The organism is Sinimarinibacterium arenosum (assembly GCF_005047655.1).
Taxonomy (GTDB): Bacteria; Pseudomonadota; Gammaproteobacteria; order Nevskiales; family Nevskiaceae; genus Solimonas.
This window is the reverse complement of the sequence record NZ_SUKF01000005.1, coordinates 364,859-387,075: the sequence shown is the minus strand read 5'-3', so window position 1 is coordinate 387,075 and position 22,217 is coordinate 364,859. Positions and strand designations below refer to the sequence as shown.

Genomic DNA, 22,217 nt, shown 5'->3' with positions numbered 1-22,217 from the left:
ATGTGTCTGGCCATCCCTGCCCGCATCGTTGAACTGCTTGATGACGCCCAGGGCGTGGTCGACCTTGGCGGTGTGCGCAAACAGATTTCCCTGGAACTGGTCGACGGCGTCGTGATCGGTGACTACGTGATCGTGCACGTCGGGTATGCGCTGTCGCGGCTCGATCCGGTGGAGGCCGAACGCACGCTGGCCCTGTTTGCATCGGTCGAGCTGCCCGGCGGAGCGGCGGCATGAAATACGTCGACGAATACCGCGACGGTAGCGTGGCGACGCAACTGGCCGCGGCAATTGCCGCCGAAGCCGATCCGCAGCGGCGGTACGCCTTCATGGAGTTCTGCGGCGGGCACACGCATGCGATCTCGCGCTACGGGGTCAGTGATCTGCTGCCGCCACAGGTGCGCATGATTCACGGCCCCGGCTGTCCGGTGTGCGTGCTGCCGATCGGCCGTATCGATCAGGCGATCCGCTTGGCTCTGGAGCACAAGGTCACGCTGTGCGCCTACGGCGACACACTGCGGGTTCCGGCTTCGGCCGGCATGTCGCTGCTCAAGGCCAAGGCCCGCGGTGGCGATATCCGTATGGTCTACTCGGCGGCGGACGCGCTGGCACTGGCGCGCGACGAGCCGACCCGCGAGGTGGTGTTTTTCGCGATCGGCTTCGAGACCACGACGCCGCCGACCGCGCTGGTGCTGCGGCAGGCACGCCAGCTCGGGCTGCGCAATTTCTTGGTGCTGTGCTGCCATGTGCTGACGCCGTCGGCGATCGGCACGATTCTCGAGTCGCAGGAGGTACGTCAGCTCGGAACGGTTCCCATCGACGGGTTCATCGGCCCGGCGCATGTGTCGACCGTCATCGGCAGCCGGCCCTACGAGTTCTTTGCGGAGGAATACCGCAAGCCGGTGGTGATCGCCGGCTTCGAACCGCTGGATGTGATGCAGGCGATTCTGATGCTGGTGCGGCAGGTCAACGAAGGTCGTTGCGAGGTCGAGAACGAATTCACCCGTGCGGTGAACCGCGACGGCAATCTGAAAGCACAGCAGCACGTCAGCGAAGTGTTCGAGTTGCGCAAGAGTTTCGAGTGGCGTGGTCTGGGCATGGTGCCGTACTCGGCACTGAAGATCCGCAGCGCCTACGCCGAGTGGGACGCCGAGCGCCGCTACGCCCTGAACTACCAGGGCGTGGCCGACCACAAGGCCTGCGAGTGCGGCGCGATCCTGCGCGGGGTCAAGAAGCCGACCGACTGCAAACTGTTCGCGACGGTATGCACGCCGGACAATCCGATGGGTTCGTGCATGGTGTCCAGCGAGGGCGGCTGCGCCGCGCACTACACCTACGGCCGCTTTCGCGAGCGTGTCGCATGAGTCGGCGTGCCTATGTCCGTCCGCTCGATCTGAAGCACGGCTGCGTCGATCTGTCGCACGGAGCCGGCGGGCGCGCGATGCAGCAGTTGATCGACGAGCTGTTTGCGCCGGCGTTCTCGTCCGCAGGGACGAGCGATGACATCGGCCGCGGCGACGATGGCGCTGTGCTGCCGCCGCTGGCCGCGGGTGAACGCATGGTGATCGCCACCGACAGTCACGTGGTGTCGCCGCTGTTTTTTCCGGGCGGGGATATCGGCAGTCTGGCGGTGCATGGCACCGTCAACGATGTCGCGATGATGGGGGCACGGCCGCTGTATCTGTCGGTGGGCTTCATTCTCGAAGAAGGCTTTGCGCTGGCCGATCTGGCGCGCATCGTGGCCTCGATGGGGGCCGCCGCACGTGCTGCCGGAGTGTGCATCGTGACCGGGGACACCAAGGTGGTCGAGCAGGGCAATGGTGATGGCGTGTTTGTGAATACGACCGGGTTCGGGGCATTGCCGGCGACACGCAGTCTGTCGGGCGCCTACGCGCGGCCGGGCGACAGCATTCTGCTGTCCGGCAGCATTGGCGACCACGGCATGGCGATCATGTCCAAGCGCGAGTCGCTGGCTTTCGACAGCGAGATCGAATCGGATTCGGCCGCACTGCACGAACTGGTCGCGGCGATGCTGGAAGCGGTGCCGTCCAGTGCCGAGTGTGGCGATCCGGACCGTGGCCTTCGACTGCTGCGTGATCCCACGCGCGGTGGACTCGCGAGCACCTTGAACGAGATCGCGCTGCAGTCGGATGTCGGCATCCAGCTGCAGGAGTCGGCACTCAGTGTGAAGCCTCAGGTTGCCGCGGCCTGCGAGTTCCTGGGCCTGGACCCGCTCTATGTGGCCAACGAAGGCAAGCTGCTGGCGGTCTGCGCCAGCGCCGATGCGGCGCGCCTGCTGCAGGCAATGCGCGCACACCCGCTGGGTGCCGAAGCCACAGTGATCGGTGAGGTGGTCGAGGACGCACAGCACTTTGTGCAGATGCATACGCGCTTCGGCGGACGGCGCAATGTCGACTGGCTGTCGGGCGAACAGCTGCCGAGGATCTGCTGATGCGGATTCTGTTCCTGACGCACAGCTTCAACAGTCTGGCCCAGCGCCTGTGGTGCGAATTGTCGGAGCGCGGGCATCAGCTGTCGCTGGAGTACGACATCGGTGATGCGGTGGCCGAGGAGGCCGTTGCGCTGTGGCAGCCCGAGCTGATCATTGCACCCTATCTGAAGCGCGCGATTCCGCAGTCGATCTGGTCGCGGCTGCTATGCCTGATCGTGCATCCCGGCATTGTCGGTGACCGCGGCCCTTCGGCGCTGGACTGGGCGATTCAGGAAGGCGCGACGCGCTGGGGCGTGACGCTGCTGGAGGCGACGGCGGAGATGGACGCCGGGCCGGTATGGTCCTCACGTGAGTTCGCGATGCGCGGTGCCAGCAAGTCCAGTCTGTACCGCAATGAAGTGACTGAAGCGGCTTTGGCCTGTGTGCTCGACGCGTTGCAGCGCTTCCCCGACTACACCGCCGGACGCTGGCAACCGCAGCCGCTATCCGAACTGCGCGACGCGCTCGGCCGCCAGCGACCGTTGATGCGCCAGAGTGATCGTGCGATTGACTGGCAACGTGATGACTGCGCATCGCTGCTGCGCAAGCTGCATGCAGCCGACGGCGCACCAGGACTGCAAGCCAGCCTCATGGGCGTGCCGTGCAAGCTGTATGACGCGCGCCCCGAAAGCTGTGCAGTCGACGCGGCGCCGGGCAGTGTGGTGGCGCGCCGCGACGATGCACTGCTGCTGGCGGCGCGCGACGGCGCGGTGTGGATCGGACAGGTGCAGCGCCTGGATCGGGACGATGCGATCAAGCTGCCGGCGGCTTCGGCGCTGGGCGAGGTCTGCGCCACGCTGCCGCAGTGGCCCTCGGACCAGGGCGACGGTACCGAGTTGCGCTATCGCGAAAGTGCTGACGGTACGGTGGGCCTGCTGTCATTCGATTTCTATGCAGGCGCGATGGGAACGGCGCAATGCCGGCGACTGCAGGCCGCCATCGAAGCCGCCAAGGCGCGACCGACTCGGGTGCTGGTGCTGCTGGGCGGCGAGGACTTCTGGTCCAACGGGATCGATCTGCGCCAGATCGAGAATTCCGACAGTCCGGCCGACGAATCCATGCGCAATATCGAGGCGATGGACGATGTCTGCGCTGCGCTGATCGACACGCCGAATCAATGGGTGGTCGCTGCCTTACAGGGTAATGCCGGTGCTGGCGGAGTGTTCCTGGCGCTGACCGCTGACGAGCTGCATGCGCGTGCCTCCGTGATCCTGAACCCGCACTACAAGAACATGGGCAATCTCTACGGCTCCGAGTACTGGACCTATCTGCTGCCGCGCCGGCTCGGTCCTGATGGTGCCAGCATGATGCAGCAGCGCCTGCCGATCACCGCGGCACAGGCGCGCAGCAAGGGGCTGATCGACCGCGTGGTGTCCGGCGACACTGCGGGTTTCCGAACCGAGGTCGAACGGTATGCCACTGCGCTGGCGCAATCCCCGGATCTTTCGGAACGCCTGCAGGCCAAGCGTGCGCGCCGCAGCGTCGACGAGGCACACAAGCCCCTGGCCGCTTACCGCGCGGAAGAGCTGACGCAGATGCACCGCAACTTCTACGGTTTCGATCCGAGCTATCACGTCGCACGCTGGCATTTCGTGCGCAAGACGCCGGCATCGTGGACCCCGCGCCATCTGGCGCTGCACCGTGATCCGGCGTGCCAGCCGCGGAGCGCAGCATGACGATGCCGGCTGTGCTGGTGGTGGATGACGAGCTGCGCTCGCAGGAGGCATTGCGGCGAACGCTGGATGAGGACTTCGAGGTGTTTTGCGCGTCCAATGTCGATGAGGCGCAGAAGATACTCGAGCGCGAGTTCATCCAGATCGTGCTGTGTGACCAGCGCATGCCGGGCACCTGTGGCATCGATTTTCTGAAGCAGGTGCGCTCGCAGTATCCCGAGGTGATCCGCATCATCATCTCCGGATATACAGACGCGCAGGACATCATCGCAGCGATCAACGACGCCGGCATCTACCTGTATCTGCTCAAACCCTGGCAGCCGGATCAGCTGGTGCTGGCGCTGAAGAATGCCGCGCAGTTGTACGCACTGCAGAATGAAAACCGCCGGCTGGCACTGGACCTGCGGGCTGCCGCGGAGCCGTTGCGCAAACGTGTCGAGGAACGCCGCGCGGTGGCGCGCGAGGCCTTCGACTTCCAGCGCGTCGTGCGAGCCAAGGACAGTGCGCTGAATCCGGTGATCGAGATTCTGCAGCGCGTTGCCCCGTATGACGTGTCGGTGCTGCTGACCGGCGAGTCCGGCACCGGCAAGGAAGTGCTGGCGCGTGCGCTGCACTACGCCAGCGCGCGCGCCGACAAGGCTTTCGTGGTCGAGAACTGCGCGGCCATGCCGGATCAGTTGCTGGAGAGCGAGCTGTTCGGACACAAGCGCGGCTCGTTCACCGGGGCCTTCGAAGACCACATCGGACTGTTCCAGCAGGCCGACGGCGGCACCATCTTTCTCGACGAGATCGGCGACACCTCGCCGCAATTCCAGGTCAAGCTGCTGCGCGCACTGTCCGAAGGCGAGATTCGTCCGGTTGGCAGTCGTCGCACCCTCAGCGTCAACGTGCGTGTCATCGCGGCAACCCATCACGATCTCGAACAGGAAGTGCGTGACGGACGCTTCCGCGAAGATCTCTACTACCGTCTGGCTGCGGTGTGCCTGTATACGCCGCCGCTGCGTGAGCGGCCGAACGACATTCCGCCGCTGGTCGAGCGGTTGGTCGAGCGCGCATCGGGCATGCTGGGGCGCACGGTCGAGCCGGTGAACGGAGAAGTCATGGCGTGCCTGATGCGTCACCGCTGGCCGGGCAACGTGCGCGAGCTGTTCAACGAAGTGCTGCGCATGGTGGCGCTGACGCCGGACGGCCGGCTGACGCCGGATCTGCTGAGTCCGCGGGTGCTGCGCGCGGCCGACGGAGCGGTGCAGGAGCAGGAGCTGTCGTTGCTGGCCGATCTCGAGGGCTCCCTCAAGGAGCGCATGGAACGACTGGAAGCGCGGGTGCTGCACGAGTCGCTGCTACGCAATCGCTGGAACAAGACGCGTGCAGCGCTGGAGCTGGGTCTGTCGCGTGTGGGACTGCGGGCCAAGCTGTCGCGCTATGGTCTGGAGAAAGACGCATGAAGCTGCTGTGGCTGCAGTCCGGAGGCTGCGGCGGCTGCACGCTGTCCCTGTTGTGCCATGACTCCCCGGATCTGTTCGGCCAGCTCGCCGATGCCGGCATCGAAATCGTCTGGCATCCGAGTCTGTCCGAGGCCAGTGCAGACGAAGTGCTGGAGCTGTTGGGAGCCTACGAGCGCGGCGAGCAGGCACTCGATCTGCTGTGTGTCGAGGGCTCGATGCTGCGCGGTCCGCACGGTAGCGGCGGCTACCATCGCATGGCCGGCAGCGGGCGACCGCTGACCGACATCGTGCGCAATCTGGCGCAGCGCGCAAAGTATGTGGTCGCTGTCGGCAGCTGCGCGGCCTATGGCGGCATCACCGCGGCGGGCTCCAATCTCACCGATGCCTGCGGTTTGCAGTACGACGAGAGGCAGCGTGGGGGCTTGCTGGATGCCGGCTTCATCTCGCGGGGCGGCATGCCGGTGATCAACATCGCCGGTTGTCCGACGCACCCGGGATGGGTGGTCGACACCTTGATGAGTCTGGCGATGGGACAGCTCGGCCCGCAGGATCTGGATGGGGTCGGGCGTCCGCGGCTGTATGCCGACCGCCTGGTGCATCATGGATGCACTCGCAACGAGTTCTACGAATTCAAGGCCAGCGCGGTGCAGCCATCGCATCAGGGCTGCCTGATGGAGCACATGGGTTGCAAGGGCACGCGCGCGCATGCCGACTGCAACACGCGGCTGTGGAACGGGCAGGGTTCGTGTCTGCGCGGCGGCTTTCCGTGCATCGCCTGCACCGAGCCGGGCTTTGAAGAACCGGGGCATCCGCTGTCGCAGACACCCAAGATCGCGGGGATACCGATCGGCCTGCCGGCCGACATGCCCAAAGCCTGGTTTGTCGCACTCGGCGCCTTGTCGAAGTCGGCGACGCCGCGGCGCGTGCGTGAGAACGCCGTGTCGTTCCGGGTGGAGGTGCCCCCTGAGGATCACAAGAGCGGATTGAAGTAGCGATGAGCCAGCGCATCGTGGTCGGGCCGTTCAACCGCGTCGAGGGCGATCTCGAGGTGACGCTGGATTTTGCCGACGGGCGGGTCAGTGCGGCCTATGTCAATTCGCCGATGTTCCGCGGCTTCGAACAGATCCTGATCGGCAAGCATCCACTGGATGCCTTGTACTTTGTTCCGCGGATCTGCGGCATCTGTTCGGTGGCGCAATCGGCGGCAGCCAGTACGGCGCTGGCACAGGCGGCGGGTCTGACGCCATGCGAAAACGGGCGCATCAGTGCGGCGCTGACACTGGCGATCGAAAACATCGCGGACCATGTGAGCCATTTCTTCCTGTTCTTCATGCCGGACTTTGCGCGCACGGACTACGCCGGACGCGCCTGGTACGAAGACGCGCACGCACGCTTCAAGGCCATCGATGGCAGCGCGCGGCGCGATGCGTTGCCCGCGCGCGCGCGCCTGCTGGAATCCATGGGCCTGCTTGCGGGGCGCTGGCCGCATACCGGCGCGTTGCAGCCGGGCGGTTCGACGCGACCGATCGATGTGTCCGAGCGTCTGCGCGTCTACGGCGTCCTGCGGCAGTTCCGTACATTCCTGGAATCGAGTCTGTTCGGTGATGCGCTGGAGGTGGTGGCCGCGCTCGACAGCGTCGATGCGTTGCAGACGTGGGCCGACGCCGCGCCACGCGGCGACTTCGGTCGATTCATCCGTATCGCCAACGACCTGGATCTGTGGCGGCTCGGACGCGCCACCGATCGATATCTGAGCTACGGCGCGTACGCGTTGCCGGAGGGGGTGCTGTATCCCGCCGGCGTCTGGCATGGCGCGGCGCAGGCGCTGCGGCTTGAGGCCATCACCGAAGATCACAGTCACGCCTGGATGAGCGGAGACTCGAAGCATCCGCGCGATGGGGTGACGGTGCCGCAACCGGACAAGCCGGGTGCCTACAGCTGGTGCAAGGCGCCGCGACTGGACCGCGAAGTCGTCGAAGTTGGCGCGCTGGCGCGGCAGGTTGTGGCGGGCCACGGTCTCGCACGCGACATGATCAAGCGCGAAGGCGGCAGCGTCGCCGCGCGAGTGGTGGCGCGGCTGCTGGAGATCGCTCGCACGCTGCCGGAGATGGAGCGCTGGGCCATGCGGCTGCAGCCCGATCAGCCGTTCTGCTCCGAGTACGTGGTCCCGAGGGATGGCGACGGGGTTGGGCTGGTGGAGGCGGCGCGTGGTGCGCTCGGTCACTGGGTGAGTGTGCGCAGGGGACTCATCAGTCGCTATCAGATCATTGCGCCGACGACCTGGAATTTTTCCCCGCGCGACGCCGACGGTGTTCCGGGTGCTCTGGAGCAGGCGCTCGCCGGCGTTGCGGCAGGTGACCGGCGCGCACCGGTGGCGATACAGCACATTGTGCGTTCGTTCGATCCGTGCATGGTGTGCACGGTGCATTGAGTCACACGCATGAGTCCGGAACAGTTCAGGAAGAAGTTCACCGCGGCGTTGCCTGACCCGTCGGACAGCATTGCCGGGGATCAGACCTGGATCAGCGTGATCCAGAAAATGGATGAAGTGTTCACCGAGCTGCTGCGTTACGAGGTGGCGCTGGAGGACAAGAACCAGGCGCTGGAGGAAGCGCAGCAGTTCACGCGCTCGGTGCTGGGCTCGATGTCCGACATCGTCATTGCCACCGCCCTGGACGGTACCATCGAGGAGGTCAATCAGGCGCTGGCGCGACTGATTGGTCGTCCCCTCGAAACGCTGCGCGGCGAGGCGGTCGTCGATCTGTTTGCCGACGCGGCGTCGCGCGACAAAGCGCAGCAGATGATCGTGCGCCAGGACGCGGTACACGATTGCGAACTGAATCTGCTGGGAAGTGCCGGACCGATCGAGGTATCGCTGAACTTCACGCCGCGATTGGCGGCGACCGGACGCATTGTCGGCAGTGTCATCACCGGGCGTCCGGTGGGTGAGTTGCGCCGCGCCTATCTCGAGCTGCGGCAGACGCATGAGCAGCTCAAGCGCACGCAGCAGCAACTGCTGCAGGCCGAGAAGATGGCTTCGCTGGGACGGCTGGTCGCGGGGGTCGCCCACGAACTCAACAATCCGATCAGTTTCGTGCTTGGCAACGTGCATGCGCTGAAGCGCTATGTCGCGCGTCTGGATCAATACGTCAACGCCGTCCACGCCGGGCTGTCCAAGGATGATTGTGCGGCGCTGCGCAAGCAGCTGCGGATCGATGCGTTGATTGCCGATCTCGGTCCCTTGATGGACGGCACCGTGGAAGGCGCCGAACGCACGCGGGACATTGTCGACAACCTCAAGCGATTCTCTGCGCTGGATCGGGATGCGGACGATCTGTTCGATCTCGGCGAGGTGGTGGAGCGTGCGGTGCAATGGGTGCGTACGGCGAGTCCGTCAAAGTTCCGCATCGACATCGAGATTCCGCGCGGTCTGATGGTCATCGGTTCGGCTGCCCAGTTGCAGCAGGTGATGATGAATCTGGTGCAGAACGCGCAGGACGCGACCGCGATGCTGGCCGAACCGCGGCTGCGGGTGCGGGTGCAGCGAGCCGAGGACGGCAGCAGCGTCCAGGTGTGCTGCTCGGACAACGGCGTGGGGATCGATCCGGACGTGCTGCCACATATCTTCGATCCGTTCTACACGACCAAACCGGTCGGACAGGGGACCGGCCTGGGCTTGTCGATCAGCTATGGCCTGGTCGAGCGACACGGGGGACATCTGAGCGCGGCCAACAACGCCGATGGCGGTGCGGATTTCATCGTGACCTTGCCGCTGGCACTGGACAAATCCCTTGCAGCGACGCCGTCCAAGTGAAAGAGGCATTGCCATGAGCGTATGCGGGGGCACGGCCAAGTGATTGTTTCGTTTGCGCGCCGAGCCTGGCATGAAACTCGCGCGGAAGATGCGCAACGGTCATCGGGGAGACTACGACTGTGACGATCGCCGAATTGCCGCAGGATTTCACCACACTGGCCGCGGTGGTCCTGCTGCTGGGGATGAAGCACGGCTTTGATGCCGATCATCTGGCAACCATCGACGGCCTGACCCGCTACAACGCCCGCACCCAACCGCAGCTGGCCCGTCTGTGCGGCAGCCTGTTTTCACTGGGGCACGGGCTGGTGGTGGTGATGGTCGCGCTGACGGTGTCGGCGCTGTCGACGCACTGGCAGGTGCCGGTCTGGCTGGAGCTGGTGGGCGCCTGGGTCTCGATCGTCGTGCTGGGCGCCCTCGGTCTGGTCAACCTGCATGCAGTGCTGCACACCGCCGCAGACGAAGTGGTGCGGCCGGTGGGCATCAAGGGAAAGCTGCTCGGCGCGGCATTCCAGCGCCTGTCGACGGTCAGTCATCCGCTGCTGATCATGGCGGTCGGCGCCTTGTTCGCCGTGTCGTTCGATACGCTGAGTCAGGCCGCCCTGTTTGCACTGACGGGATCGCAGTTCGGCGGCTGGCAGCCGGCACTGCTGCTCGGCATGCTGTTCATGCTCGGCATGCTGATTACCGACGGCGTCAATGGTCTGTGGATCTCGCGTCTGATTTCCGGAGCCGATGAGCTGGCGCGGATCGCATCGCGTGTGATGGGACTGGCGGTGGCTTCGGTGTGTCTGTGTGTCGCGACATTCGGCATCTTGCGGCAGCTGTCGCCGCTGATCCGGCAGTGGAGCGAAGGCAAGGAGCTGGTCTTTGGTGCCGCGGTGGTCGGGCTGATTCTGTATAGTTTCTGGCTGGCCCGCCGCCTCGCTGCAGGCGCCTATCGAACCAGCTGAAGCGCGCGCAAATCCGTCTGGATGCCCGGCCTCGCGGATGGATGATCGCGCGCGCAGCGCTTGCCTGCGGCGGCCTCATTGCGGTGTCGCAGCAGGAATGGACCGAGTGAATCTCATCAACGATCGTGACGGCGTCTGTCTTGAACCTGAGGGGGCGGCAGATGCGGCGGTGATCTGGCTGCATGGCCTCGGCGCGGATGGTCATGACTTTGTGCCCGTGGTCGAGGCGCTGCGCCTGCCGCCGACCTTGCGTGCGCGCTTCGTGTTTCCGCACGCGCTGCAGCGACCGGTGACGATCAATGGCGGCTATCCGCTGCGCGCCTGGTACGACATCTACGGCCTGTCCGATGGCAGCCCGGAAGACACTGTGGGCATCCGCGCTTCGGCCGTTCGGGTCTCAGCACTGATCGACGCGCAGTGCGACGCCGGCATCGCCAGCGAGCGCATTGTCGTTGCCGGTTTTTCGCAGGGGGGTGCCATTGCTTTGCACACCGCGCTGCGCTATCCAAAGCGGCTCGCGGGACTGATCGCCTTGTCGACCTATCTGCCGATGCATACGCTGCTGGCGGGCGAGGCGAGTGCGGCCAATCGCAGCATTCCGATTCTGCTGGCGCACGGCAATTTCGATCCGATCGTGCCGTTTCGCTGGGGCGAGAACACCCATGTAGAACTGGCGCGCCTGGGCTATGCGGTGCAGTGGCAGCCCTACCCGATGCAGCACGAAGTCTGTGCCGACGAGATCGACGACATCGCCGCGTTCCTGCTGCGCACGCTGGCGGCGTGAACTGGCGGCGTTCGTTGCGCGCCGCGCTCAGCGTTCGATCGTGTAGAGAATGTCGCCGCCGGATTCCGCTCCGGTTTCGGACGCCAGTTTGAAGCCGTGGCCGATGTCGTACTGCAGGCGGAACGTATGGCCCGGCTGGAACAGTCCGACACCGTAGGCGATGTACAGCTTCGGTGACAGGTACTTGCCGATGGTCAGCTGCGCCTGATCCGACGATTGCCCCGGCTTGGCGCCGAGTGAGAACTCGTCGATGCCGAAACGACCGGTGAATTTCTGCGCCAGCCACTCGCTGCCGGCGAGACCCAGCGACAGCGCCGCGCCGGCAACCAGCGCCTTGTCTTCGCCGCTGGTGCTTTCGTCCAGGCTGCGGCCCAGGACCAGCCACGACAGCTGCCGCTCCTGTGGCATCGCCGGGGTCGAGAACAGACTGAACTCAGGCTTGTCGAGCGTGCCGCGCACCAGCACGCCGACGGTGATGTCCTCGCGTGGCGAGCGCGTCGCCCGCAGCTCCACTGCCGGATCGGTCAATGAGCCGCCGGTGAACAGCAGACGGCCGGTTTCCAGATTCAGGTCCTGCCCGTAGGCCTTGTACTGGCCGCCGATCAGGCGCAGCTCGCCGTGGGCGCGGGTCGGTACGCCGGGGGCCTCGAATACGCGCACGGCGCCTCCGAGACGAGTCTTCAGGCCGAAGCCGTCGAAGCGCACCTTGTCGCCCAGCCGTAGTTGCAGATCGGCAAAGGTCTTCAGGCGTTTGCGATTCTGCGCATCGTCGTCCGCACGAATGATGACTTGATCGGCGTCCGGGCCGGTGCCGCTGTCGAGCGTCTTGGGTGTGATCGTCGCCTCGGGCACATCGACACTGCCGTCGACGTGCAACTCGTTTTTCGCCAGATGCACCTTGACCGCCGGCGACACCCAGACGCGGGCTTCGGGAGTACGCACGGCCTGGAAGTTCTCGCCGTCGATGTTCAGATCCAGCGTTGGCGGTGACGCCCACGGGTCGAGGCGACCACTCAGGCGCAGCTGGCCTTTGTCCGACCAGGCTTCGCCGCTGACGGACAAAGTGCCGCGCTGCAGCGCCGCGAGCTGGGTCTGCACGCGTTCGAGCTTGATCCCCGGCGAACGCAAGCGCAGCGCCCCGTTCTGCAGCGCCAGTGTGCCGGCGAGGCTCGGTGCCTGCAGCGTGCCGCCCAGATCGAAGCGGCCGTGCAGTTCGCCGCTGACGTTCTCCAGCTCGCGGTTCAACAGCGCGACCCAGCCCAGCTCCGGTACGTCGACTGTCAGTGTGCCGCGCAGGGGTCGCTGCAACAGCGCCGTGCCGGTGCCGAGCTGACCCTCGAGCTGCAGTGCGCCCTGCTCCAGGGGTAGCAGGGCGCTCAGCTGCAGACCGCCGTTGCGGTCCTCGATCGCGGCGTGGCCCGGCAGGATCTTCAGCGTTGGCAGGCCTTTCTGTGCCAGCTCGACCGCACTGCTGTCCAGATTCAGGCGCAGGTCGTGCAAGCCGGTGCTGCCGAGATCGGCATAGCCGTGACCGTCGATGCTGCCATCGATGGTGGTCGCAGCCGGCAGCAGCGGATCCAGGGTGGCCAGATCGAAGTGTTCGAGCCGGAATGCCAGGCGCCGAGCCGAGCCTTCGGGGCGCAGCCCAAAGCAGGCTCTGGCAATTTTCGACAACAGGCAGGTTGGTTCCAGCGTGACGTCGGCGCCCTGCACGCTCAGCGCCGACGGGGCTTCCTGGTTCCAGACCGCGAGGCCGGTCGGTTCGATCTGCACTGCGGACAGATTGCCGTCCCAGTGCCAGGTCCGGGTGTCGAGCCCGCCGTTCAGGTTCAGCGATGCGCGACCGTCGGCGCCGCGTGTCGTCAGCGTCAGCATGTGCTGGTCGGCGCGACCGCTCAGGTCCAGGCTCAGCCGATCGATCGTGCGACCGACCTCGACGGTGTCGAGCTGCAGGTTCAGCTGCATCGCCGCGTTCAGATCGACATCTCCGTGCGCACGCACGCGGCCGATGCGGACGTCGCCGTAATGCAGTTTTGCGGCCTCCAGCGTGCCGTCGATCCGCGGGCGCAGCGGATCGCCACGCAGCTGCAGTGCTGCCGTGGCGCTGCCGCCGAGTTGTGGCCACAGGGCGACGAGATCGGGACTGTTGAGTCGGGTCTGCAGGGCCAGTTGCGGCCAGATCTGCCCGTCCGCGTCCAGCCGGGTCTCCGCGCTGTGCAGGATGACGTCCTTCAGCGTCAACGCGTCATTGGAAAAATGCACGCTGCCGGACACCGAAAACGGATAGTCACGCAGAGTCGACGCACGTCCGCTCAGCTGGGCTTCGATGCTCGGTTTGTCGTCAACGAGGCGGGTCTGCAGTGTGAACTGCGTGTTCAGGTCGCCTGGCAGTTCGGCGACCCAGGCCTGCGGATTGAAGTGACTGAGCTCGCCTTCGCCATCGAGTTGCAGTGCCGGCGACCACTGCAATGTGGCGACCGTCCGGATCTGGCCACGATCGCTGTCGATCTTCAGGGTGTCAGCATGAACGGCGCTGAGCGAACCCCGACCCTGCGCTGATACCTGAGCCTTGATGCCGTCGACGTTGAGCGTCGCATCCAGACTGTACTGCCAGTCGTCGAACACGCCCTGCCAGTGCGCGCTGCCGTGGTCGCTGTGTGCCAGCGCGGCATCCTGCGGCGGCCAATGCAGCTGGGTCCATTGCGCCTTCAGATCCGACGGCGTGTTGTAGCCGAGGCGGCCCTGCGCCGTGGCGTCCGCGAAGCCCGAAATCTGCAGCGATTCGAAGTCGACCGCGTCGGGGCGCAAGGTTGCATCGGCACTGACCCCGAGCGCGCCGACCCAGGGCGTGACCGCCGACAGCGACCGCAGCTGGACCTGATCGCCGGACCAGCGTCCGTCGAGTGCCACGGTGTCGAAGACCAGCGGGTCGACGCCGTCAACCTCGATCCGCACCTGACCGGCTTTGATCCGGGCCAGATCGAGCGCAATGGGCAGTCGGGTGATCGCGCCGTCATTCGGTGCGGCATCCTGTGCAGGTTCGTTGTCGGATGGTTTGACCGTGACAACCACCCGGGTCGCGTCCAGCGATTGGACCCGCACGCGCATCCGCAGCAACTGTAGCGGTGACCAATCGAGGGCTGCGTCGTCGACTTCGACCCGGACGGTATCGTCCTCATAGCGGAAGTGGTCCAGGCGCAGCGGCCCCCACAGACGACCGCCGAAGCCTTCGACATGAATCAGCCCCACGCGCGCTTCCACCTCGCGCAGGACCAGGATGCTGCCGGAGGTGGTGAAAAGGCCATAGATCACCGCGCCGCCGCAGACCACGCCGGCGATCCACAGCAATGCGCGCAGCAGGCCGAGGGCGTGTCTCACAGGCCGACCCTCACGCCGAGATGGATGCGGATGCCGGGGCTCGGATCGTCCAGCGGATAGGCCAGGTCGACCTGTACTGAGCCGATCGGTGCGCGATAGCGTGCGCCGATGCCGACGCCGCGGTATAGCTCGGGCGCGACGGTGTCGTCAGCACCGCCGGCATCGAAGAATGTCGCGACACCCCATTGATCCCACAGGCGCCGTTCGACTTCGATGCTGAACGAGGTCAGGTAACGTCCGCCGACGACTTCGCCGTCGGCGTTGCGCGGTCCCAGGCTCTGGTACTTGTAGCCGCGCACGGACTGATCGCCGCCGGCGAAGAAGCGCTGCGATGCCGGCAGTTCACCGAATTCCTCGACGTAGGCGGCGCCAAACTCGTAGCGGCCGAGCAACCGTGCCTTTTCGCCCAATGGCAGTGCGCCGCGCAGAATGAGCAGGCCGCGCACGAAACTGGTATTGGCGACGACATCACGCTTCGCCCCGTGGACATCGGTAAATGCCGACCAGCCGAGGCGGGTGTAGATCGGATTGTCGCTTTCCGAGCGGTTCAGCGACAGGCCCGGCATCAGCAGGTCGGAGGTCTGCGCGGTATCGCCGAGTACCGACTCTTCGTGGGTATAGGCGACGTAGTAGCGGCGCTTCCATTTGCCGGGAATGCGCGAGAGGCTCAGTTCGACGCCGTAGCGGCGGCTGAAACCGGAGTCCAGATTCTCATTGGCGAGTTCACCGGAAAGGCCGATGCTTTCGCCGGGGCGGCTGCCGAGCGGAATGCGGTATTCGCCATTGGCGGTGTTCTTGACCTCGGACAGCCGTGTTTCCAGCGTCAGCCGGTGGCCTTCGCGATTCAACCGCCGCACCTCCGTGCCTGCGGTCAGGCGCGCGCCGGTGTCGGTGCCATAACCGGCGCCGACGTTGTAGCGCGTGCGTTTTCGCGGCGTGGTTTCGATCACGATCGGCACTTCGTGCTCGACTGCGGCGTCCTTTTGCGCGACCACGTTGATCGACTCGAAGTAGCCCAGATCGCCCAGGTAGAACTGCGCGTCGATCAGCTTCTGCGGATCGTAACGGTCACCCTGCCGGATCGGTACATAGCGGGTGACGACGGTGTCGTTGACGACATCCTGATCGACCGTGACCGCACCGAAGCGGTAGCCCGGCCCGGTATCGAAATGCAGCACAATGTCGGCGCGGTTGTCGTCGGCATAGATGCGCAGCTCGGCCTGGATGTACTGGGCGTCGAGATAGCCAAGCGCGTAGGCGGCGCTGGACAGTGTCGCTTTTGCGCGCTGGTAGTCCGAGTGCAGCAGCGGGGTTCCTTCGCGCAGGCGGTCGAGCATCGACAGGCCGACATCGCTGAGCGCATCGGCGCCGTCGCCGCTGATTTCCAGGTCGATCTTGCGCAGGGTCGTGCGCGGGCCGGGATCGATCTGGTAGGTCGCGGTCCAGTTCGGCGCCTCGCCCTTGAGCTCGGACGTGATTGTCGGGTTGTAGTACCCGTAGGGTTGCAACGCATCGCGGATGTCGTCCGGGGCGCCGCGGTGCATCGATTCGACCAGGCCCTGATCGAGATCCTTGGCCTTGGCCTGACTCAGGATGCTCAGGCGCAGCTCGACATTGCTGCGCAGCTCACCGTCCAGCCCCTCAATCCGTACCGCGACCTGCGCCAGTGCCGGACTCAGCGGTAGTCCGCCGGCGATGGCAATCAGCAGGACGGCAAGCAGGCGTGGACGCATGGAGTAATGAGGGAACAGGCCAAATCGGGTGACTGAACGAGGGTAACTGGGGTTATTATCCGGGAACCGACGTGTTCCCCCTACACATCCGGTGTCCTATGTCCACGTTGATCTTATATATCGGCAGCAAGAATCTGTCTTCCTGGTCCTTGCGTCCGTGGTTGTTTCTGCGGCATCACGCGATCCGTTTTGATGAAGTCCTGATTCCGCTGGATCGCGCCGACACGCGCGCTCGAATCTTGGAGCACTCGCCCAGCGGCAAGGTTCCGCTGCTGCAGCATGGCAGCACGCGGGTCTGGGACTCCCTGGCGATCTGCGAGTACCTGGCCGAAACCTTCGCACTCCCTGGCGCCTGGCCGAGCGATCCGGCCGCGCGCGCCTATGCGCGTTCGGTGGCCTGCGAAATGCACGCCGGCTTTGCCGCGCTGCGGCAGGCGCTGCCGTTTGATGCGACTCGCGATCCGGAACCCGTGCCCCTGTCCGCCGCGGTACAGGCGGACATCGAGCGCATTCGTGCGCTCTGGCGCGAGGCGCGCACACGTTACGGACAGGACGGCCCATGGCTGTTCGGCCGCTTCGGCATCGCCGATGCGATGTATGCCCCGGTGGCGCTGCGCATGATTGCCTATGCCGTGCCACTCGATGGCCCCGAGCAGGATTACGCAGCGGCCATGGCAGCGCATCCGGCCGTCGAAAAGTGGATCGAAGCGGCCGCCATGGAGGTTCCGGTGCCTGAGCCGGCCCCGATGCCTGTGCCTGGTCCGTCATCCGTCCCCGACATCACCGAAGACGATTTCACCGACGATGAAGACACGGTCGTTGCAGTCGACTCCGATATTGAAGCGCCGCCGCCAGCCACTGAGCCCAGCGTGGACGATGTCGCTGGATTCGAGATCGAGCCCACGCCGGAGTTGACCTCAGCGAAGCCGAAGGCGGCCGATCAGGAGCAGGAACGGCGCTCCAAGATCCGCTCGTTCATCCTGCCGCCGGATTGAGGCGGAGCCGCGCAGACATCACACCGCTGCGCGGTTGCGGTGCAAGCCATACATCCGATGTACCCAGGCGGTTCCGGGGTGTGAATCCCAGCGCTTGAGCCAGCGCCGCAGACCGGCCGGATACGGCTGTGGCGGGGTCACCGGATATTCGGGGGCGAAGTCGGTCAGGAACAGCACGCTGGCGGCAACCAGGTCGGCGATGCTGAAGCGCTCGCCGACCAGATAATCCCGATCGCGGGTCTGCTCCGCGATGAAATCCAGCGCTGCGCGGGTGATGTCCACGCCATGCTGCGCGCGCGCCGCCGTGATGCCCATGGTCGCGCGCATCGCCGGACGTACCAGCACAGGGAAACTGGCGACGTAGGCGACCCGAGCCCAGGTCGGGAAGGGTTGCGACCACAGGCGCGCCATGTAGCTGGCGTGTGGCAGCAGATCGTGAAAGGCGGCGAGTCGGACCCACGGCCCGTCCTTGTCGGCGAAGCGCCGCGCTATGGCCCAGGCCTGTTCACGCTGCTGCGGTGATTCCGGCAATAGTGGGTGCTGTGGATACTGTGACTCGAGGTACTCGAGCATCGGCAACGTCTGCTTGAACAGCTGATCGCCGTCCTTCATCACCGGGACCGTGCGCTGGCCGTAACGCGGCAATAGCTGCATCACGTGCGGTCCTGGCAGCAGCGTGTGCGTGCTGTAGTCCAGGCCCTTGTGTTCCAGTGCCCAGCGCACGATTTCCGGATACATCGAAAAATTGAACGCCCACAGTTCGATCATGGAGATTGCATCACCGATTGAATTCGAAAATCGCGCCGGGTCAGTTGCGCGACCAGACCCTCATCCCCGCTCAGGTGCGCTGCCCCGACGATCACCAGCGCGGGGGTCGACGCCTCGAACAGCGTGATCAGTTGCGGCAGCCAGGCGCGGTTGCGATCACCGAGCAACCGCGCGTAGGCCTGCGGATGTTCGCGTCGCATCTGTTCGGTCTGTTCACGCATGAACGCAGTGTCGGAGTTCTGCCACGCGCGCAGCAAGGTTGCCGGGTCTGCTTCGTCCTCATTGGCGTTGTCCAGCGTCGCCAACAGGTATGCGGTGCCGGCGGCATCGGGCATCTGCGTCAGCAGTGCCAGATGATCTTCCAGCGGCTCCAGCCAGCGCAGTGGCTTGCCGTCGTTGCGCGCGCGATCAGCGTAATGCTGGTCGATGCCCAGCGCCGGGCTGAAGCCGTTCTGCTGGTACAGCATGACCTCCAGCGTCATTGCGCAGAACCAGGCCTTGACGCGGTCGCACAGCGTTGGCGGCAGGCCGCGTGCTTCAATCAGCTGACCCAGCTGCGCGTAGGCTCTGGCACCCAGCGCTGCCCGCAGGCCGCCGGCAGTGGGATCGATCGCCGCCTGTAAGGTGCGCCGTGCGACATCGGCCGAGCCGATCGCCTCGATGTCGGTTTCCAGCACGACAACATCGCTGGCGGTATAGGCGTGGTCCAGTGCGGACGGTAGCGGATAGATCGACGGTGGCAGCAGATGCACCGAGCCAAGCAGATAGTGCGTGGCCTGGGGACCGTCAATCTTCCACAGAAACGGTGCCGGCGACTGTGCCGCGGCGTTGACGCCTATCAGCCACAGGCACAGCATTGCCGCGATGCGCAGCCTCAATCCATGCGCTCCGGCATCAGCCAGTCGCCCGCGCCGCGGACGTCGCCGCCGAGGCTGGCGAAATCGAACAGCTTCGGGTCGGCCAGTTGCGACGGTGCGACATTGGTCAGCGCGGCGAACACCTGTTCAATCCGAGCCGGATGTTCCTTCTCCCAGGCGTCCATCATCCGACGCACCTGCTTGCGCTGGAGCTGCTCCTGCGAGCCGCACAGATTGCACGGGATGATCGGGAACTGCTTGAGCTCGGCATAGCGCGCGATGTCACGTTCGCGGCAGTAGGCCAGCGGGCGGATCACGACGTTGCGGCCGTCGTCGGATTGCAGTTTCGGCGGCATCGCCGACAGCTTGCCGCCGTGAAACAGGTTCAGGAAAAAGGTGGCGACGATGTCGTCCTTGTGATGGCCGAGCGCGATCTTGTTGTAGCCGTGCTCGTGCGCGTAGGTGTAGAGCGCGCCGCGGCGCATGCGTGAGCACAGCGAGCACATCGTCTTGCCTTCCGGGATCACGCGCTTGACCACCGAATAGGTGTCCTGCTCGATGATGTGGAACGGCACGCCCAAGCCCCGCAGGTACTCGGGCAGGATGTGCTCCGGGAACCCCGGCTGCTTCTGGTCCAGATTGACGGCGAGCAGCTCGAATTTCACGGGCGCCTTGGCCTGCAGCTGCATCAGCACGTCCAGCATTGTGTAGCTGTCCTTGCCGCCGGACAGGCACACCATCACGCGATCGCCGTCGGCGATCATGTTGTAGTCCATGATCGCCTGGCCGACCTGACGGCGCAGGCGCTTGGCGAGCTTGTTGTGTTCGTGGGCGTCGCGGCGGACGTCTTCGGCGGTTACCGACATCGGACAACGGTCAGGGCAAAAGGGCCGCTATTGTCGCACGCTGGCGCGGTTGCCCGAATCCGCGCCCCCTGGATCGAAGCGCTCCCTCAGGGCGGATCGGGCGGCGGCAGTTCCTCGCGCAGGCGCAGGTAACGGGCAAAGCGCGGGAGACCGTTCACGGTCAGGCCGTTGTAGCGATAGGTGACCCAGCTGCCGAGCGGCGGCGGCTGCGCGCGCTCGGCATCGGACAGGCCGCTGCCGAGTTCAAAGCGCAGGCCGTCGACGCGCTCGACAATCAGCGAGCCGACCTGGCCCGCGTATTTGCCGTTGCCAGCCTGGTAACCGACGACGCGGGCTTCGTCATCGTCAAAGGGTTTGAGCTTGAGCAGGTCGTCGCTGCGGCGTGCCTGATACCGCGAGTCGCCCCGGTGCAGCATCAGGCCCTCGCCGCCGGCAGCGACCACCGCGCGCAGACGTGCGTCCAGTGCCGTGGGGGTGTCGATGCGGAACTGCTCGACTGCGCGCAGCCACGCGTTGGAGTTGTCGGCGATGAGGCGGTTCAGGATCTGGAGTCGCTGGTCGAAGGTTCCCGGCGCATGCGGCAGATCAAAGACCATGTAATGAACCTGCCGCCATGCGTCATCATCCGGCGTCTGTGTGCGCACGATGCCGCTGAGTTCGGCGAAGCGTCCGCGGCCGATCCATAGTTCACCGTCCAGCGGCTGCGTCGGCCAGCCAGCGGTGAACCATGCGGGTGTCCTCACGCGGCTGCCGCCACGCGTCCACAGCGCAGTGCCGTCCCAGTAGCCGCGCACGCCGTCGAGTTTCTCGCTGACCCAGTACGCGCCAAGGTCAATGTCGCCGGCGTAACGCTTTGCCAGCATCAGTGCCGGGGGTGTGGTCCGTGCCGCCTCTTCTGCTGTTGCCGGACACGAGACCAGCAGCAGACTCAGCAGTGCGGACAGCGCGCAGGTGCGCATCGGGTGTCGATCCGTCAGCGTCATGATTCCCTCCTGGGCGGACGGCGGTCCATGAAGCGATGGCCGTCGTCTCGATGTGCTGTGCGCCTGAGCGTAGCGCGTCGACCCGCCTAGGTCACCCGGATAGACTCCGGCGATGCACAAGTCCGAGATCAGCTTCCGCGCGATGGCCAGCCCCTGCCGGGTCTGCGTGTTCCATCCGCGGACCGAAGTCGCCGCATCCGCGGCGGCGGCGGCGCGCGACGAGGTACTGCGCATCGAGCACAAATATTCGCGCTATCGCGACGACAGTGTGATGGCGACGATCAATGCCAGCGCCGGCAGCGGGCACGGGATCGACGTCGACGATGAGACAGCGGCTCTGCTCGACTATGCCGCCACAGCGCATGCGCAGAGTGACGGACTGTTCGATATCACTTCGGGTGTGCTGCGCCGCGCCTGGGACTTCCGCAGTGGCGAGCTGCCGTCGCAGGCGCAGATCGATGCACTGCTGGATTGCATCGGCTGGCACAAGCTGGAGTGGCACAGGCCGCGGCTCGGCTTGCCGCTGGCCGGCATGCAGCTCGACTTCGGCGGCTTCGGCAAGGAGTACGCGGCCGATCGTGCGGCGGCCGTTGCCGGTCAGCACGGGATCGCACACGGTCTGGTGGATCTGGGCGGGGACATTCGCGTGATCGGGCCGCAGCCGGATGGCCGTCCATGGCGTGTCGGAGTACGCGATCCGGAGCAGCCGACGCAGGCTGCGGCCAGTGTCGATCTGCATCAGGGCGCGATCGCCAGCAGCGGCGATTACGAGCGCTGCATGGTCGTCGAGGGTCGCCGCTATTCACACCTGCTGGATCCGCGCAGCGGCTGGCCGGTCGTGTCGCCCATCCGCAGTGTGTCGGTGCTCGCGCCGCAGTGCCTGATCGCCGGCACGGCGACCACGGTCGCGTTGCTGCAGGGCGCGGATGCGCGGACCTGGCTACAGGCATTGGGCCTGCCGTGGCTGACGATCGATGCGCAGGGACGCATCGATCGCAGTCATGACACCGCTTAGCCCGGCTGGTGACCGAGGCTGTAGGCGGCGGCGACCAGTGCGGCGATCACCGCCAGCGCCAATGCGATCCAGTCAGCGCCCGCGGGTAAGCCGCCGCGCTCGCTGCGTAGGCGCAATGTACGTTGGCGATGCGCCAGAAACAGCGGGAACGCGAAGCTGATGCCGATGAAGACGCTGGCCAGAAAATAGGCCCAGGCGCCGGACAGTCCGAGCCGGCGGCATTCGCCGAACATCCAGACGAACACTGCTGCGGCCAGCACCAGGATGTCGACGACGATGAAGGTGCTGGCCGGGGTCGCGACCGTGTCCTTCCAGAACGCGAGGTTGGCGTCGATGAAACCGGCGTCGAAATAGCCCAGCACCTGTACGCCGGTGCCGAACAATCCGACCAGCGCGAGTCCGGCATACAGCCATTCGACGCCGCGTCCCGGTGGTTGGGTCGAAAGATCTTCCATGGCGTTCTCGGGT

At 65.6% G+C, this 22,217-nt stretch carries 19 protein-coding genes; 12 read left to right on the top strand and 7 right to left on the bottom strand.

Annotation, left to right across the window (positions count from 1 at the left end; all coding sequences use genetic code 11):
• From E4T66_RS12725 to E4T66_RS12680, 10 genes are all read left to right on the top strand, one after another.
• Positions 1 to 234, top strand: a complete 234-nt coding sequence (locus E4T66_RS12725; RefSeq protein WP_136849420.1) for a HypC/HybG/HupF family hydrogenase formation chaperone — start codon at positions 1 to 3, stop codon at positions 232 to 234.
• A complete protein-coding gene (gene hypD / locus E4T66_RS12720; protein WP_136849419.1) occupies positions 231 to 1,361 on the top strand; it encodes a hydrogenase formation protein HypD in 1,131 nt (376 codons plus the stop codon). Before E4T66_RS12725 ends, hypD begins: the two co-directional genes overlap by 4 nt.
• On the top strand, positions 1,358 to 2,449 hold the full coding sequence (gene hypE / locus E4T66_RS12715) for a hydrogenase expression/formation protein HypE (protein WP_136849418.1): 1,092 nt from the start codon (positions 1,358 to 1,360) through the stop codon (positions 2,447 to 2,449). The genes hypD and hypE overlap by 4 nt, the downstream gene beginning before the upstream one ends.
• Positions 2,449 to 4,164 (top strand): hydrogenase maturation protein, encoded by a 1,716-nt coding sequence (locus tag E4T66_RS12710; protein ID WP_136849417.1) that lies wholly within the window; start codon positions 2,449 to 2,451, stop codon positions 4,162 to 4,164. The genes hypE and E4T66_RS12710 overlap by 1 nt, the downstream gene beginning before the upstream one ends.
• Positions 4,161 to 5,606 carry a sigma-54-dependent transcriptional regulator gene (locus tag E4T66_RS12705; RefSeq protein WP_136849416.1) on the top strand — a complete coding sequence of 482 codons (1,446 nt, stop codon included), beginning with the start codon at positions 4,161 to 4,163 and terminating at the stop codon, positions 5,604 to 5,606. Before E4T66_RS12710 ends, E4T66_RS12705 begins: the two co-directional genes overlap by 4 nt.
• Positions 5,603 to 6,598 (top strand): NADH-quinone oxidoreductase subunit B family protein, encoded by a 996-nt coding sequence (locus E4T66_RS12700; RefSeq protein WP_136849415.1) that lies wholly within the window; start codon positions 5,603 to 5,605, stop codon positions 6,596 to 6,598. The genes E4T66_RS12705 and E4T66_RS12700 overlap by 4 nt, the downstream gene beginning before the upstream one ends.
• A gap of 2 nt (positions 6,599 to 6,600) precedes the next feature.
• On the top strand, positions 6,601 to 8,037 hold the full coding sequence (locus tag E4T66_RS12695; RefSeq protein WP_136849414.1) for a nickel-dependent hydrogenase large subunit: 1,437 nt from the start codon (positions 6,601 to 6,603) through the stop codon (positions 8,035 to 8,037).
• 9 nt (positions 8,038 to 8,046) lie between these two features.
• Complete coding sequence (locus tag E4T66_RS12690; RefSeq protein WP_136849413.1) at positions 8,047 to 9,420, top strand: sensor histidine kinase; 1,374 nt, start codon at positions 8,047 to 8,049, stop codon at positions 9,418 to 9,420.
• Positions 9,421 to 9,539: 119 nt separating this feature from the next.
• The gene (locus E4T66_RS12685) at positions 9,540 to 10,370 is read left to right on the top strand and encodes a HoxN/HupN/NixA family nickel/cobalt transporter (protein WP_248679671.1); all 831 of its coding nucleotides are present in this window, start codon (positions 9,540 to 9,542) and stop codon (positions 10,368 to 10,370) included.
• Positions 10,371 to 10,467: 97 nt separating this feature from the next.
• On the top strand, positions 10,468 to 11,154 hold the full coding sequence (locus E4T66_RS12680; protein ID WP_136849412.1) for an alpha/beta hydrolase: 687 nt from the start codon (positions 10,468 to 10,470) through the stop codon (positions 11,152 to 11,154).
• A gap of 27 nt (positions 11,155 to 11,181) precedes the next feature.
• Here the strand turns inward: E4T66_RS12680 and E4T66_RS12675 are convergent, their stop codons facing one another.
• Both E4T66_RS12675 and E4T66_RS12670 read right to left on the bottom strand, forming a co-directional pair.
• Positions 11,182 to 14,532, bottom strand: a complete 3,351-nt coding sequence (locus E4T66_RS12675; RefSeq protein ID WP_136849411.1) for a translocation/assembly module TamB domain-containing protein — start codon at positions 14,530 to 14,532, stop codon at positions 11,182 to 11,184.
• Positions 14,529 to 16,265 (bottom strand): autotransporter assembly complex protein TamA, encoded by a 1,737-nt coding sequence (locus tag E4T66_RS12670; RefSeq protein ID WP_136849410.1) that lies wholly within the window; start codon positions 16,263 to 16,265, stop codon positions 14,529 to 14,531. The genes E4T66_RS12675 and E4T66_RS12670 overlap by 4 nt, the downstream gene beginning before the upstream one ends.
• Positions 16,266 to 16,363: 98 nt before the next feature.
• Between E4T66_RS12670 and E4T66_RS12665 the strand changes: the two genes are divergently transcribed.
• Positions 16,364 to 17,260, top strand: a complete 897-nt coding sequence (locus E4T66_RS12665; protein ID WP_136849409.1) for a glutathione S-transferase family protein — start codon at positions 16,364 to 16,366, stop codon at positions 17,258 to 17,260.
• A gap of 18 nt (positions 17,261 to 17,278) precedes the next feature.
• Here the strand turns inward: E4T66_RS12665 and E4T66_RS12660 are convergent, their stop codons facing one another.
• The 4 genes from E4T66_RS12660 to E4T66_RS12645 form a co-directional block, all read right to left on the bottom strand.
• Positions 17,279 to 18,028: a glutathione S-transferase family protein gene (locus E4T66_RS12660; protein WP_136849408.1), complete on the bottom strand. Its 750-nt coding sequence runs from the start codon at positions 18,026 to 18,028 to the stop codon at positions 17,279 to 17,281.
• Positions 18,025 to 18,906: a TraB/GumN family protein gene (locus E4T66_RS12655; protein WP_136849407.1), complete on the bottom strand. Its 882-nt coding sequence runs from the start codon at positions 18,904 to 18,906 to the stop codon at positions 18,025 to 18,027. Before E4T66_RS12655 ends, E4T66_RS12660 begins: the two co-directional genes overlap by 4 nt.
• Positions 18,903 to 19,751, bottom strand: coding sequence for a tRNA 2-thiocytidine(32) synthetase TtcA (ttcA, locus tag E4T66_RS12650; RefSeq protein WP_136849406.1), 849 nt, complete (start codon positions 19,749 to 19,751; stop codon positions 18,903 to 18,905). Before ttcA ends, E4T66_RS12655 begins: the two co-directional genes overlap by 4 nt.
• A gap of 86 nt (positions 19,752 to 19,837) precedes the next feature.
• Entirely contained in the window at positions 19,838 to 20,734 is an 897-nt protein-coding gene (locus E4T66_RS12645) for a DNA ligase (protein ID WP_248679667.1), read from the bottom strand.
• 112 nt (positions 20,735 to 20,846) lie between these two features.
• On the opposite strand from E4T66_RS12645, the gene E4T66_RS12640 reads away from it, so the two are divergent.
• A complete protein-coding gene (locus tag E4T66_RS12640) occupies positions 20,847 to 21,749 on the top strand; it encodes an FAD:protein FMN transferase (RefSeq protein ID WP_136849405.1) in 903 nt (300 codons plus the stop codon).
• Here the strand turns inward: E4T66_RS12640 and E4T66_RS12635 are convergent.
• Entirely contained in the window at positions 21,746 to 22,204 is a 459-nt protein-coding gene (locus tag E4T66_RS12635) for a DUF2834 domain-containing protein (protein WP_136849404.1), read from the bottom strand. The genes E4T66_RS12640 and E4T66_RS12635 overlap by 4 nt on opposite strands.
• Positions 22,205 to 22,217 lie beyond the last annotated feature (13 nt).

Coding starts and splice junctions, on each gene's coding strand:
- ttcA (WP_136849406.1), bottom strand. CDS start 19,751: ATGTCGGTAACCGCCGAAGACGTCCGCCGCGACGCCCACGAACACAAC.
- E4T66_RS12705 (WP_136849416.1), top strand. CDS start 4,161: ATGACGATGCCGGCTGTGCTGGTGGTGGATGACGAGCTGCGCTCGCAG.
- E4T66_RS12695 (WP_136849414.1), top strand. CDS start 6,601: ATGAGCCAGCGCATCGTGGTCGGGCCGTTCAACCGCGTCGAGGGCGAT.
- E4T66_RS12710 (WP_136849417.1), top strand. CDS start 2,449: ATGCGGATTCTGTTCCTGACGCACAGCTTCAACAGTCTGGCCCAGCGC.
- E4T66_RS12690 (WP_136849413.1), top strand. CDS start 8,047: ATGAGTCCGGAACAGTTCAGGAAGAAGTTCACCGCGGCGTTGCCTGAC.
- E4T66_RS12680 (WP_136849412.1), top strand. CDS start 10,468: ATGGACCGAGTGAATCTCATCAACGATCGTGACGGCGTCTGTCTTGAA.
- E4T66_RS12660 (WP_136849408.1), bottom strand. CDS start 18,028: ATGATCGAACTGTGGGCGTTCAATTTTTCGATGTATCCGGAAATCGTG.
- hypD (WP_136849419.1), top strand. CDS start 231: ATGAAATACGTCGACGAATACCGCGACGGTAGCGTGGCGACGCAACTG.
- E4T66_RS12670 (WP_136849410.1), bottom strand. CDS start 16,265: ATGCGTCCACGCCTGCTTGCCGTCCTGCTGATTGCCATCGCCGGCGGA.
- E4T66_RS12640 (WP_136849405.1), top strand. CDS start 20,847: ATGCACAAGTCCGAGATCAGCTTCCGCGCGATGGCCAGCCCCTGCCGG.
- hypE (WP_136849418.1), top strand. CDS start 1,358: ATGAGTCGGCGTGCCTATGTCCGTCCGCTCGATCTGAAGCACGGCTGC.
- E4T66_RS12700 (WP_136849415.1), top strand. CDS start 5,603: ATGAAGCTGCTGTGGCTGCAGTCCGGAGGCTGCGGCGGCTGCACGCTG.
- E4T66_RS12665 (WP_136849409.1), top strand. CDS start 16,364: ATGTCCACGTTGATCTTATATATCGGCAGCAAGAATCTGTCTTCCTGG.
- E4T66_RS12725 (WP_136849420.1), top strand. CDS start 1: ATGTGTCTGGCCATCCCTGCCCGCATCGTTGAACTGCTTGATGACGCC.
- E4T66_RS12635 (WP_136849404.1), bottom strand. CDS start 22,204: ATGGAAGATCTTTCGACCCAACCACCGGGACGCGGCGTCGAATGGCTG.
- E4T66_RS12645 (WP_248679667.1), bottom strand. CDS start 20,734: ATGACGCTGACGGATCGACACCCGATGCGCACCTGCGCGCTGTCCGCA.